Raw genomic sequence first — 14021 nt, forward strand, 5'->3', positions numbered from 1 at the left:
TGATCGGCGCGGACACGGTCCAGCCTCGCGTACCCGGTACGTCCACGGCGCAATCCTGTTCGGGACACGCACCCGGTGCCGTACTCATCTGATCGACCGGGGGCCCACTTGATCGATCATCAATGCGGTGGGGTTAGCATATGAGCGCCGCCTAGCTCGAAAGATAGAGACGTGACTGTCAACGACGACTCGTTCACCAACTGGAAGCACCGCGAAGAGACCGCGGAATCGATGATCCCGATGATCGGGAAGCTGCACCGGGAGCAGGACGTCACGATCCTGCTGCACAGCCGTTCCCTGGTGAACAAGTCGGTGGTCAGCATCCTCAAGACCCACCGCTTCGCCCGCCAGATCGCCGGGGCGGAGCTGTCGGTCACCGAGACGATGCCCTTCCTGCGGGCGCTCACCACGCTCGACCTCGGCCCCTCGCAGATCGACATCGGCATGCTCGCCGCGACCTACCGGACCGACGACCGGGGTCTGTCGGTCGAGGAGTTCACGGCCGAGGCCGTCGCCGGGGCCACCGGCGCCAACAAGATCGACCGGCGTGAGGGCCGCGACGTCGTCCTGTACGGCTTCGGCCGCATCGGCCGCCTCGTCGCCCGGCTGCTCATCGAGAAGGCGGGCTCGGGCAACGGGCTGCGGCTGCGTGCCATCGTCGTCCGGGGCGGCGGCGAGCGGGCCGCCGAAGACATCGTCAAGCGCGCCTCGCTGCTGCGCCGCGACTCCGTGCACGGCCAGTTCCAGGGCACGATCACCGTCGACGAGGACAACAGCACGATCCTCGCCAACGGCAACGCCATCAAGGTGATCTACGCGGACGACCCGACTCAGGTCGACTACACGGCGTACGGCATCAAGGACGCCATCCTCATCGACAACACCGGCAAGTGGCGCGACCGCGAGGGCCTGTCGAAGCACCTGCGTCCGGGCATCGACAAGGTCGTGCTGACCGCGCCGGGCAAGGGCGACGTCCCGAACATCGTCCATGGCGTCAACCACGACACCATCAAGCCGGACGAGCGGATCCTGTCCTGCGCGTCCTGCACCACCAACGCGATCGTCCCGCCGCTGAAGGCGATGGAAGACGAGTACGGGGTGCTGCGCGGTCACGTGGAGACGGTGCACTCCTTCACCAACGACCAGAACCTGCTGGACAATTACCACAAGTCGGACCGCCGAGGCCGCAGCGCGCCGCTGAACATGGTCATCACGGAGACCGGCGCCGCCTCCGCCGTCGCCAAGGCGCTCCCGGACCTGAAGGCGCGGATCACCGGCAGCTCGATCCGGGTGCCGGTGCCGGACGTGTCGATCGCGATCCTCAACCTCCAGCTGGCCCGGGAGGCCAGTCGCGAAGAGGTCGTGGACCACCTGCGCGAGGTGTCGCTGACCTCGCCGCTCAAGCGGCAGATCGACTTCATCAGCGCGCCCGACGCCGTCTCCAGCGACTTCATCGGCTCCCGCCACGCCTCGATCGTGGACGCGGGCGCGCTGAAGGTCGAGGGCGACAACGCGATCCTCTACCTCTGGTACGACAACGAGTTCGGCTACTCCTGCCAGGTCGTCCGCGTCGTGCAGCACGTCTCCGGGGTGGAGTACCCGACGTACCCGGCTCCGGCGGTCTGATCCGCGCCACGGCCGCGTGAGGGGCGGTGGGACGACGGTCCCCACCGCCCCTCACGCGTGCCGGCGCACGGTGCGGGGCATGCGTGTGGTGGCACTCCCCCGTCCGGCCGCCGCGCGGCACGGCGGCCGGCTGATACGAGAATGGTTCCATGAACGCACTGTTCCGGCGCCCGCCCTGGGTCGAGGTGCTGGTCTGGTGCGTGGCGGTGCTGAGCCTGACCGTCCTGGCCGCGGCGGCCGTCGTCCGCAGCACGGTGCTGGACCCCGGGTTCTACGGCAAGGTGCTGGAGGACGAGCGCGCCTACCAGCGCTTCTACGACGAGGTGCTGGTGGACCCGGGCAGTACGCCGTTCACCAGCGACCTGCTGGACCGGCTGCCCGTGCCGCAGTCGACCATCACCTCGAACCTCAAGGTGGTGATCCCGCCGGAGACGCTGCGGACCATGGGCGACGGGCAGATCGCGGAAATGGTCCACTACCTGGAGGGCGACCGCGACCGGCTGCGGATCACGGTCGACCTGGAACCCGTCGTCGCGAACGTCGAGCGGCTCAGCCAGGCGTACTTCGGCGACGCCGTCGCCGCGCTCCAGAAGCGGTCCGAACCCGACTTCCAGGCCTTCGTGCAACGCGTGTCGGAACTGGTGGCGCGGGTGGTGGCCGGTGAGGCGCCGCTGGACGAGCTGCCGACGCTGCCGCTCTCCCACGGCCAGGCGGTCGCCGCCACGGACGCGCTGATGCGTCTGGTGCCGGACGGCACGGCGCGCGACGGGGTCGGATCCACCGTGCTGACGGCGCTGGACCGGGGCGACGTGGCCTCGGCCCTGGCCGCGATCGCCCCGGTCGCCCTGACCGACCAGGTCCGGGAGACCGCCGAGGAGCTGTTGCGGGAGGCGAGGCAGGGCACCTGGGTCGTCACCGTCGACGTCGAGCCCGGAACCGAGGCGCTGGCCCCGCTGGACCGCGCCCGGAACGTGACCCGGCTCTTCCAGGACGTGGTGGAACCGGCGGCGGCCGTGCTGTGCGCCGCCGCGCTCACCCTGCTGTGGTTCCTGACGCCGTCGCCCGCCAAGCGCCGGCTGATTCCACTGGGCTGGGTGCCGGCCGCCGCGGCCGCCCTCATGGCCCTCACCGTGCTCGTACTGCGGCTCACGCTGGGCGACACGCTGTTCGGCACGCCGGGATCGTGGCCGCCCGCGGCCTCGGGGCTGCTCGCCGACGTCCAGGCCGCCGCGCTCGACCGGCTGCTGACCACCGCCGTCGTCGTCGCGGTGATCCTGCTCGCCGCGGGCGCCCTGCTGATCACCGTCGGCTGGGTCTGGCAGACCCGGCCCAGCGTGCCGGTCCTCACCGATCCGCGGCACGTTCCGGCGCTGACCTTCACCGTCACCGCCGTCGCCCTCGTCGGGACGATGCTGGCGCCGGTGGCGATCACCGGCTCCTCCCCGCGCATCTGCCAGGGCAGCGCCGAGCTGTGCGAGGCCCGCTACGACGAGATCGCCCAGCTCGCGTCGCACAACGCGATGGCGACGACGGCCGACCGGTTCATCGGCCCGCTCCAGGACCCGGACATCGTCGGCCAGCTGGGCGCGGGATCGCGGGTCCTGCTGCTCGACACCCACCGCTGGGAGCGGCCCGAGGAGGTCGCGGAGCGGTTGAGCACCTCGGACTTCTCCCCCGCCGAGCGCCGCCGGCTGACCACGATCCTCAAGCGGGTGAACCCGCCCCACCCGGGCCTGTGGCTGTGCCACTCGGTGTGCGGCGCCGGAGCCCTCGAACTGGAGCCGACACTGCGGCAGATCGGTGAGTGGCTGCGCGACAACCCCACGGAGATCGTCACGCTGATCCTCCAGGACGGCGTGGACGCGGTGACGACGCGGGACGCCTTCGTCCGGGCCGGGCTGTCGGACCTGCTCCACGAGCCGGACCCGGACCCGGACCGTCCGTGGCCGAAGCTCGGCGACATGATCGACAGCGGTCGGCGGCTGGTCGTCTTCGCGGAGCAGGCGGACGGGCCCGCGCCCTGGTACCGGAACCTCTACCGGTACGGCATGGAGACGCCGTTCGCCTTCCGCAGCCCGGACGAGATGTCCTGCCTGCCCAACCGGGGCGGCTCGGACAAGCGGCTGTTCCTGATGAACCACTTCGTCACCGCGGGCGGCGGGCTGCGGCTCGACGCCGGGGTCGTCAACTCCCGGCAGCGGGTGCTGGAGCGGGCGCACACCTGTGAACGGCAGCGCGGCCGCCCGGTCAACTTCATCGCGGTGGACTACGCGACCATCGGCGACGCGATCGGCGCGGTGAACGCACTCAACGCCGAGCGCCTGAAGGACGACACCCGCGTCCCCGTCGAGCGCACGCCCGGCCGGATCCCGGGCGCGGCGGAAGCCCGGCGGCGCGGTGGTGCTCCGCGCCGCCGGGCCCGCTACTGCTGACCGGTTCCCCCTGGTCGGGCTACTGGTTGATCTTGAACTGGGAGCCGGGTTCGATCCGTATGTCTCCCTTCGCCGAGTTGGTGATCGTGACGTCGGTCAGGGTCGCGCTGCCGCGGGCGCCGCCCATCGCGAGGATGCCGGCGCCGTTGTTCGACTTGTCGATGCGGACGTTCTGGATCTTGACGTCCGGCATCGCGCCGCCTCCCGTCTTGAACTGGATGCCGTCGTAGGTCGAGTCGAGGATCTCGGTGTCCCGGATGGTCACGCCCGGGATGTCCTGGCCCTGGGCGAAGAGGGTGATGGCGCCGAACTCCTGCGCCTCGCCCCAGAACGCGCCGCCCGTGCGGTGCAGGGCGTTGCCCGCGATGAGCGTCTGCCCGGAGAAGGGCAGCGGGTCGTGGTCGGTGGCGAGCATGATGCCGGGGTAGTTCATGGTGTCGGAGACGACGTTGTTCTCGATGGTGTTGCCGTAACCGCCGTACACCGCGATGCCGTTGGCCCGCCACGGCAGCTGGATCGTGTTGTTGCGGAAGTGGTTGTCGTGGCCGATGTCCACGGACGTGTCCTTCACGTACTTGTTGGCCCAGACCGCGAGCGAGTCGTCGCCGGTGGTGCGGAAGGAGGAGTTGTAGACGGTGGAGTTGCGGGTGCCGTTGGAGAAGTTGATGCCGTCGGCGTAGGTGTCCCGGATGCGCATGCCCGTGAACTCCAGTCCGTCGCCGGGGCCCCACAGTTCGGGGATGTTCGAGTAGTCGCGACCCACCCAGACACCGACGTTGGCGTGCTCGATCCACACGTTGCTGATCTTGGTGTCCTTGCCGAAGCGGCCGTTGAGCCCGACGCCGCCCTCCTGGTTGCCGTCGCCGCCGCGGAGGGTGCCCGAGCCGAAGATGGCGAGGTCGGAGATCCGGGTGTTGCCGTCGATGTCGAAGCCGAAGTTGCCCTCGTGCGGGTGGTTGATGCCGCCGGCCTCGTGCGGCGGGGTCAGGGTGTAGAGCTGGGAGTGCCACATGCCGGCGCCGCGGATGGTGACGTTGCTGATGCCGACCTGGTTGTACTGGCCGCGGTCCTGCGGGTCGTCGGTGAGGATCTTCTGTTCCTGGCGCCACTGCCCGGCGGGGATCCAGACGCAGTCGATCCTGCCGTTCTGGTCGTCGGTGACGGCGCGCTGGATGGCGTCGGTGTCGTCGAGTCCGTCGCCGGGGACGGCCCCGTACTCGGTGATGGAGGTGCACTCGGCGGGCTTCGCCTTGGCGGGCGCGACCTGTTCCAGGTCGATCAGGTCGATGACGTAGAAGGCGGCCGAGTCGCCGGAGTCGCGCTGGAGGCGGAACTCGGTGCCCTGCGGGAAGGTCCGGTCGAGGAGCGCGTGGGACTCGTCGAAGAGGCGCCGGGCGTCGCCGCCGGGCCGGTTGGTGAGGCCCTCGGGGTCGTCGGTGCTGCCGTAGAGCCAGCTGTGCTTGGACGACAGGTTGAGCTTCTGTACGAATTGGCCGTCGGCGTACAGGCTGATGGTGGCCTCGGCTCCGCCGCCGCCGGGGGCGTCGGGGATGGAGTTGCGCACCACGATGGAGTTGGTGGGTGTGGTGGACGTGAACTCCACGTACTCGCCGGTCGAGTCGAGCCGGACGGACTCGCGGCCCGAGGACTCGGTGCCGAAGTTGGTGTGCCCGAAGGTCCGCTCGGCGTCGGTGGTGAGCAGGGTGCCGTCGTACCGGCCGTCCTCCGCCTCGTACTCGGTGTACGGCACGGCGGCGCCGCGTCCGACGACGAGGGACTTGGCGAGCACGTTGTTGTTCTCGTTGGTCTCGGCGACCCGTGCGGTGGCGTCGGCGGTGGCGGTGAGCGTGACACCGCCACCGGTCGCCTTCCAGGTGCCGTTGACCGGGACGTTCACCGTGGCGCCCGCCGCGATCTGCCCGGTCGTGCCGTCCAGGGTGGTGGAGCCGGCCTGGACGCGGGTCACGGAGCCCGCCTCGACGGCGCTGGTGCCGCGGTTGTGCACGGCGACGGTGAAGGAGACCTCGGCGCCCACCGCCGGGTTGGCCGGGTCGGTGGTGAGGGAGCGCACTTCGAGGTCGGGTCCGGGTGCCCGGTCGACGACGAGGCGGTCGGTGGCGGAGCGGCTGTTGTTGGTGTCGTCCAGTTCGGCGACGGTGTCATGCGGGTCGGCCACGGCGGCGACCGCGTAGCTGCCGGCCGCGTGGGTGCCGGTGGCGACGGCGACTTCGGCGGACTCGCCGGGGCCGAGCGCGGGGACCGCGGCGCTGCCGGCCGCCCTGCCCTCCACGGTGACCTCGGTGGTGGTCGCGGCCGAGGCCGCGGTGCCGGCGTTGCGGACCGTGGTGTTCACGGTGACCTCGTCGCGCTCGTTCGGCGCGGCGGGCGACCAGTCGAGGCCGGTGACCGTGAGGTCGGGCGCGGGTGCGGCGCTGCCGAGGACCTGGAACTCGGCGACCTGGCCGCCGGGGGCACCCGTGTTGGAGAAGAACCGGAGCCGTACGTCGGAGACCCGGCCGCTGACCGGGATGGTCACCGCGTTGTCCTGGCCGGGGCTGAAGGCGTAGTCGGCGCGGTCGCGCAGCGAGGTGAAGTCGCTCGCGCCCTGGGCCCGCCCGAACACCTGGATGCTCTGGGTGCGGGCGGACCACACCGGGTCCGGGTTGAGCTTGACCACGACACCGCTGACGTCGGCGTCGGCGCCGAGCTTGACGGTGAGATCGGCCGGGTGGCCGGCGGCCTCCCAGTACGTGGAGGTGGAGTCGTCGGTGGCGTGGGCGGCGACGTAGTTCTGGGTCGTGGAGGTGGCCTCGGCCGGCTTGTTGCGGGCGAGGTTGGTGCCGGTGGGCGGCGGGCCGGTGTCGACGTCGTCGCCGTACACCTCGACCTCGGCCAGTTGCGCGGCGTTCCAGCCGGTGTTGGCGGTGATGTCGACGCGGACGTAGCGGGCCTCGGAGGGTGAGTCGAGGTCGATGGCGACGGTGCCGGCCTGCGCCGGGTCGAACGCCCGTCCGTCCGAGGCGTCGAGGCTGTGGAACGTGGAACCGTCGGTGCTGCCCCGCAGGGCGAGCGTCTGGGTCCGGCTCTCCCAGCCCGCGGGCAGTTTGAGCACCACCCGGTCCACCTCGCGTGCGGTGCCGAGGTCGACCTGGAGCCATTGCGGGAAGGAACCGGCCGGTCCCTCCCAGTAGGTGGCCTGCTGTCCGTCGGTGGCGTTGCCGGCCGGGTAGGCGCCGTGCGAGCCACCCGCCTTGGCGGGGCGGCCGAGGGCCAGATTGACGTCGGCGGCGGCCGTCACCGGCGCCGACGCCGCCTGCGCGGTGGCGGCGAGGGGCAGTGGCAGCAGCCCGACCGTCATCAGCCCGGCGACGGCGGCGCCGGTGAGCGTCCGTCGGCCGAGAGATCTCCGTCTCATGGGGTCCTCTGTTCCGTGGGGAGTCGGGGAGGGCGCGACGGTCCGGCAGTTGGGGGGAAACACCGACTCTGCGCGCCAATTGAGCAGGACAGTCGATTCTTTGCGGAAAGTGCGTCATCAGGTTTCTAGCGCGTCACCGGTTTGTCAACGGTCGTGATGGAGGCGGGAATTGACACGTAAACGGCTTGCGTTGCTTGCATTGATCTTGCGTGGCACTTGAACTGGCAACGGAGGCCCAGTGATGGCTGGACGGACGGTTGGAAGCCCGCAAGGCGCGCAAGTCGTGCACGAGGTGGAGCAACAGGCGTGACAAAACACGAGGGCCGGCCCCACGCCCTCAGGCGTCGGGCCGGCCCTCGCCGGTGTGTGGTCCCCGGTCGTGGGGACGACGGGGATCAGTCCGTGCCGGACTCCATCGCGGCGCGGTCCAGCAGCTCGTCGTCGGCGGAGACCTCGCCGCGGGAGGCGATGGCCTGCGCGCCGCCCTCCGGCATGGCGCCGATCAGCCCGGTCGCCGCGGCCTGGGCGGCGCCGATGGCCGGGTTGGCGGTGCCGATGAGGCCAAGGCCGGCGTACTGCTCCAGCTTGGCGCGGGAGTCGGCGATGTCCAGGTTGCGCATGGTCAGCTGGCCGATCCGGTCCACCGGGCCGAACGCGGAGTCCTCGGTGCGCTCCATGGACAGCTTGTCCGGGTGGTAGCTGAACGCCGGACCCGTGGTGTCGAGGATCGAGTAGTCCTCGCCGCGCCGCAGCCTGAGGGTGACCTCGCCGGTGACAGCCGAGCCGACCCAGCGCTGCAGCGACTCGCGGATCATCAGCGACTGCGGGTCCAGCCAGCGGCCCTCGTACATCAGCCGGCCGAGCCGCCGCCCCTCGGTGTGGTACTGGGCGAGGGTGTCCTCGTTGTGGATGGCGTTGACCAGGCGCTCGTAGGCGGCGTGCAGCAGGGCCATGGCGGGGGCCTCGTAGATGCCGCGGCTCTTGGCCTCGATGATCCGGTTCTCGATCTGGTCCGACATCCCCAGGCCGTGCCGGCCGCCGATGGCGTTGGCCTCCATGACCAGGTCGACGGCGGAGGCGAACTCCTTGCCGTTGATCGTCACCGGGCGGCCCTGGTCGAAGCCGATGGTCACGTCCTCGGGCGCGATCTCGACCGACGGGTCCCAGAACCGCACGCCCATGATGGGCTCCACGGTCTCGACGCCGGTGTCGAGGTGCTCGAGGGTCTTGGCCTCGTGGGTGGCGCCCCAGATGTTGGCGTCGGTGGAGTAGGCCTTCTCCGTGGAGTCCCGGTAGGGCAGGTCGTGGGCGGCCAGCCACTCCGACATCTCCTTGCGGCCGCCGAGCTCGGTCACGAAGTCCGCGTCGAGCCACGGCTTGTAGATCCTGAGCTGCGGGTTGGCGAGCAGGCCGTACCGGTAGAACCGCTCGATGTCGTTGCCCTTGAACGTGGAGCCGTCGCCCCAGATCTGGACGTCGTCCTCGAGCATCGCCCGGACGAGGAGCGTGCCCGTGACGGCACGGCCCAGCGGCGTGGTGTTGAAGTAGGCACGCCCGCCCGAGCGGATGTGGAACGCCCCGCAGGTGAGCGCGGCCAGCCCCTCCTCGACCAGTGCCGCGCGGCAGTCGACCAGGCGCGCGACCTCGGCGCCGTAGGTCTTCGCGCGGTCGGGCACCGAGGCGATGTCGGGCTCGTCGTACTGGCCGATGTCGGCGGTGTACGTGCAGGGGACGGCGCCCTTGTCACGCATCCACGCGACCGCGACCGAGGTGTCGAGGCCGCCCGAGAAGGCGATACCGACGCGCTCGCCGGTGGGGAGGGAGGTGAGGACCTTGGACATAGGAAGAGTATGCATGATTACGCATGACCATGCAAAGCCTCCCTTCCCCGGCGGCCGGGACCCGCTTCGTCACCGGGTCGGCAGCGCCACGTACTGGTACTCCAGGAACTCCTCGATCCCGACCCGGCCGCCCTCCCTTCCGAGGCCCGACTGCTTGACGCCGCCGAAGGGCGCGGCCGGGTTGGAGACCAGGCCGGTGTTGAGCCCGACCATGCCGGCCTCCAGGCGCTCACTGACCCGCAGCGCGCGGTCCAGGCCCTCGGTGAAGACGTAGCCGACGAGCCCCCACGGGGTGTCGTTGGCGCGGCGGACCACCTCGTCCTCCTCGTCGAAGGCGAGGATCGCCGCGACGGGGCCGAAGATCTCCGTGCCCATCAGGCGGCTGTCCGGCGCGACGTCGGTGAGCACCGTGGGCGGGTAGAAGCAGCCGGGCCCCTCGGGTGTGCGGCCGCCGACCAGCACCCGGGCACCGCGCTCCACCGCGTCGGCGACCAGCTCCTCGACCTTGGCGCGCCCTGCGGCGTCGATGAGCGGGCCGACGTCCACGCCGTCGTCGGTCCCGGGGCCCACGACGAGCGCGCCCATCCGCCGGGCCAGCCGGTCGGCGAACTCCTGAGCCACCGAGCGGTGCACGAAGAAGCGGTTGGCGGCGGTGCAGGCCTCGCCCATGTTGCGCATCTTGGCGACCATCGCGCCGTCCACGGCGGCGTCCAGGTCCGCGTCGTCGAAGACGACGAACGGCGCGTTGCCGCCCAGCTCCATCGAGGTCCGCACGACGGTGTCCGCGCACTGTGCGAGGAGCAGCCGGCCGACGGCCGTCGAACCGGTGAAGGACAGCTTGCGGATCCGCCCGCCGCGCAGCAGCGGCTCGCACACCTCCCCCGCCCTGGAGGTGGTGACGACGTTCAGCACCCCGTCCGGCAGCCCCGCCTCCTTGAGGATCGCGGCGAGCGCCAGGCTGGAGAGCGGGGTCTGCGGGGCCGGTTTGAGCACCATCGTGCAGCCGGCCGCGATCGCGGGACCGATCTTGCGGGCGCCCATGGCGAGCGGGAAGTTCCACGGGGTGATCAGCAGGCAGGGGCCGACCGGGCGCCGGGAGAGCAGCATGCGGTGGCGTCCGTCGGGCAGGATGCCGTGCCCTCCGTCGATCCGGACGGCCTCCTCGGAGAACCAGCGGAAGAACTCCGCGGCGTAGGCGACCTCGCCCCGGGCCTCGGCGAGCGGCTTGCCCATCTCGGAGGTCATCAGGCGGGCCAGTTCGTCCGTGCGCTCCAGCACGGTCTCGTGGGCGCGGCGCAGGATCTCGCTGCGCGTCCTGGGCGCCGTCCGGGCCCACTCCCGCTGCGCCTGGACCGCCGCCTCCTCGGCGAGCCGGGCGTCCCCCGGGCCCGCGTCGGCGACGTGGGCGAGGATCTCGCCGGTCGCGGGGTCGTCCACGGGCATGACGGCGCCGTCCGCGGCGTCCACCCAGGCACCGCCGAGGAACAGCTGCGTGGGGGTGTCGGTCATGGGGTCCCTCCTGGTCACCGGTGCGTCCTGCGTACGGGGCGGGTCGCGCGTACGGGGCGAGGCGTGCGGCGGTGCGCGGCGGCCGTCGTCATCGCGCCGCCCCCGACGTCCCGGCCCGGACGGCGGCGGCCCACGCCCGGAGCCCCTCGTCCACGGCCGTCTCGTCGATCACCAGGGCCGGGATCATCCGGACCACCTGGTTCCAGGCCCCGCAGAGCAGCAGGAGCAGACCTTCGTCGACGGCGGCCCGCTGCACCCGGGCGGCGGTCTCGGGGTCCGGCTCGCCGTCCTCGGTGACGAACTCGCTGGCCAGCATCAGTCCCATGCCCCGTACGTCGCCGATGGCCGGGGTCCGGGACGCCACCGCCTCCAGGCCGTGGCGAAGCCGGGCGCCCATCGCCCCGGCGTTCTCGACGAGCTTCTCGTCTCGTACGACGTCCAGCGTGGCGCAGGCCGCCGCGCACGCGACCGCGTTGGCGCCGTACGTCCCGCCCTGCGAGCCGGCCCAGGCCTTGCGCATCAGCTCCTCGGGGGCGGCGATGGCGGACAGCGGGAAGCCGCTGGCCAGTCCCTTGGCGGTGACGAGGATGTCGGGGGTGACGCCGAAGTGCTCGTGGCCCCAGAACCGGCCGGTGCGGCCCACGCCGGTCTGCACCTCGTCGAGGATCAGCAGGAAGCCGTGCCGGTCGGCGCGCTCGCGCAGGCCCTGGACGAAGGCGCGGTTCGCGGGGACGTACCCGCCCTCGCCGAGGACCGGTTCGACGATCACGGCGGCGGTGTCGGCGGGCGAGGAGATCGTCTGGAGGGTGTAGTCGAGCTCCTTGAGGGCGAAGCGGGTGGCCGTTTCCTCGTCCCAGCCGTAGCGGAAGGCCGTCGGGAACGGGGTGACGACCACGCCGCTCATCAGCGGCGAGAACCCGGACCGGAAGCGGGTGCCGGAGGTGGTCATGGAGGCGGCGGCCACCGTGCGGCCGTGGAAGCCGCCGTGGCAGACCAGCACGTTGGGCCGTCCGGTGGCCTGACGGGCCAGACGCAGCGCGGCCTCGACCGCCTCGCTGCCGGAATTGGTGAAGAACAGACTGTCCAGGCCCTGGGGCAGCACCTCGCCGAGCTTGTCGACCAGGCGCCGCAGCGGCGGGTGCAGAACGGTCGTGTACTGGCCGTGGACCAGGGTGGCCACCTGCTCCTGGGCGGCGGCCACGACCCTGGGGTGGCAGTGGCCGGTGCTGGTGACGCCGATGCCGGCGGTGAAGTCCAGATAGCGACGGCCGTCCTCGCCCTCGATGTGGACCCCCTCGCCCCGGACCGCCACCACGGGGGTGGCCTGGCGAAGGTGCGGCGACAGTGCGGTCATGCTCGTCTCCCGGCCTGATCGTCGGTCTCCTGCGGTCCCGGGAGCCTTCCCGCCCCGCCGGGCGCGGCAACGCGTGATCTGTCCGGACGGGGCAGTGTGTCCGGACGATGTGTCAGGCGTTCGGCGTAACCTGAGCGCACAGGGAGGCACCGTGAGCGAGCACCGGCAACCGGGCCCGGCGGGCCGGTCGCCCACCGTGGCCGACGTGCTGGCCCTGCCGGTCCTGGCCGCCGGTGATCCGCGGGTGGCGACCGGTGCGGAGCACCTCGACCGTCCGGTCCGCTGGGTCCACGTCACCGAACTGACGGACCCCGCTTCCTTCCTGAAGGGCGGCGAACTCGTCCTCACCACCGGCATGCCCCTGCCCGACGACCCCGCCGGTGTCCGCCGCTACGTCGACGAACTCGCCGCCGTCGGTGCCGCCGCCCTCGTCATCGAGCTGGTCCGCCGCTATCACCGGCCGCCCGACGCCCTGGTCCGCGCCTGCCGTGCGCGCGGGCTGCCGCTCGTCACGCTCGCCAGGGACGTCAACTTCCTGGAGGTCACCCAGGTGGTCCACACCCTGATCGTCGGCCACCAGGCGGACGCGATCCACCGGACCCAGCGCGTCCACGAGGCGTTCACCGCGCTCACCCTGCGCGGTGCGGGCCCGGAGGAGGTGCTGCGGGCCGCGGCGGAGATGAGCGGCCGTACGGTCGTGCTGGAGAACCTGGTCCACCTGGCGCTGGTCTGCGAGCCCTCCGGGATCACGGTCCGGGCCGCGCTCGCGGACTGGGAACGGCGCTCGCGCACCACGCCGGCCGCCGACCGCGCGGGGGTGTGCGGTCCCGAGGGCTGGCTGGCGGCTCCGGTGGAGTACCAGGGCGAGCGGTGGGGCCGGGTGGTCATGCTCCCCGCCGCGCTCCCCGGCCGGTCCTTCGGGCCCGAGGACGTCACGGTGCTGGAACGGACCGCGATGGCGCTCACCATCGCCCGGCTCACCCACCCCACGCCCTGGGAGCGCACCGCCCACCGCACTGCCCTGCGCGACCTGGTCGAGCAGCGGCACCGGTCCGCCGCGGACGCCCGGGCCCGCGTCGCGGCCCTGGGACTGCCCGCGGAGCACACCCGGTTCGTCGCCGTCCTCGCGGACCTGCCGTCCGAGCAGGACGGCGGGGCGGCCGAGACCCGGCTCTCCGAGGAGCTGACCGCGACGGGGGCGCGGGCCCTCGTCGGGCTCCTGTCCCCCACCCGCCTCGGCGTACTGCTGGCGCTGAGCCCGTCCCGGCCGTGGCGCGAGGCCGTCGAGCGGCTGAGCCGCACCGCACTGGACGCTGCCCCGGGCGCGACGGTGAGCGCGGGCGCGCCCGCCGAGGACCTCGCCGACACGGCGCGCTCGTTCCGCGAGGCGGCCCGGGTGGCCGAGGCCACCGAACCCGGCCGGGCCCTCCCGTCCGGCCGTTCCTTCCACGAGCGAGGCGACATCGGGCTGCGTCGCCTGCTCTACGCACTGCGCGACGACCCGCGCGTCCAGGAGTACGCGGAACGGCGGTTGGGCCCGCTACTCGACCACGACGCCCGGCACGGCACCGACCTCGTGGCGACCCTGCGCGGCTATCTGGACGCGGCCGGCAACAAGACGGTGGCCGCCCGATCGGCCGGTCTGTCCCGGGAGACCGTCTACCAACGGCTGCGCACCATCGAGCGGCTGCTCGGCCGCGACCTGGAGTCCGGCGAGCAGCGCACCGAGCTGCACGTGGCCCTGCACGCCGTCGACGCGCTGCGGGCCCGCCCGGTCACTCGCCCCGGACCGGCGACCGATGAGTTCTTCCCCCGCCCCGGGTCGTAGGGGTGCACGGACCGGA

The 14021-nt window shown here is 72.0% G+C and carries 7 protein-coding genes; 3 read left to right on the plus strand and 4 right to left on the minus strand.

Annotation, left to right across the window (positions count from 1 at the left end; translation table 11 throughout):
• Nucleotides 1-171 precede the first annotated feature (171 nt).
• Nucleotides 172-1626, plus strand: coding sequence for a glyceraldehyde-3-phosphate dehydrogenase (locus tag ACZ56V_RS16790; protein ID WP_398911802.1), 1455 nt, complete (start codon nucleotides 172-174; stop codon nucleotides 1624-1626).
• A 149-nt stretch (nucleotides 1627-1775) separates the two neighbouring features.
• Nucleotides 1776-4058, plus strand: a complete 2283-nt coding sequence (locus ACZ56V_RS16795; protein WP_468942987.1) for a PI-PLC domain-containing protein — start codon at nucleotides 1776-1778, stop codon at nucleotides 4056-4058.
• A 19-nt stretch (nucleotides 4059-4077) separates the two neighbouring features.
• Here the strand turns inward: ACZ56V_RS16795 and ACZ56V_RS16800 are convergent, their stop codons facing one another.
• The 4 genes from ACZ56V_RS16800 to ACZ56V_RS16815 form a co-directional block, all read right to left on the minus strand.
• On the minus strand, nucleotides 4078-7473 hold the full coding sequence (locus ACZ56V_RS16800) for a CARDB domain-containing protein (protein WP_468942990.1): 3396 nt from the start codon (nucleotides 7471-7473) through the stop codon (nucleotides 4078-4080).
• 395 nt (nucleotides 7474-7868) lie between these two features.
• Nucleotides 7869-9314: an argininosuccinate synthase gene (gene argG / locus ACZ56V_RS16805; protein WP_398911805.1), complete on the minus strand. Its 1446-nt coding sequence runs from the start codon at nucleotides 9312-9314 to the stop codon at nucleotides 7869-7871.
• 69 nt (nucleotides 9315-9383) lie between these two features.
• Nucleotides 9384-10823 (minus strand): NAD-dependent succinate-semialdehyde dehydrogenase, encoded by a 1440-nt coding sequence (locus tag ACZ56V_RS16810; RefSeq protein WP_398911806.1) that lies wholly within the window; start codon nucleotides 10821-10823, stop codon nucleotides 9384-9386.
• Nucleotides 10824-10911: 88 nt separating this feature from the next.
• A complete protein-coding gene (locus ACZ56V_RS16815) occupies nucleotides 10912-12177 on the minus strand; it encodes an aspartate aminotransferase family protein (protein ID WP_398911807.1) in 1266 nt (421 codons plus the stop codon).
• Nucleotides 12178-12328: 151 nt separating this feature from the next.
• On the opposite strand from ACZ56V_RS16815, the gene ACZ56V_RS16820 reads away from it, so the two are divergent.
• Entirely contained in the window at nucleotides 12329-14005 is a 1677-nt protein-coding gene (locus ACZ56V_RS16820; RefSeq protein ID WP_468942995.1) for a PucR family transcriptional regulator, read from the plus strand.
• Nucleotides 14006-14021: the final 16 nt, after the last annotated feature.

The organism is Streptomyces sp. NPDC034099, assembly GCF_055575415.1.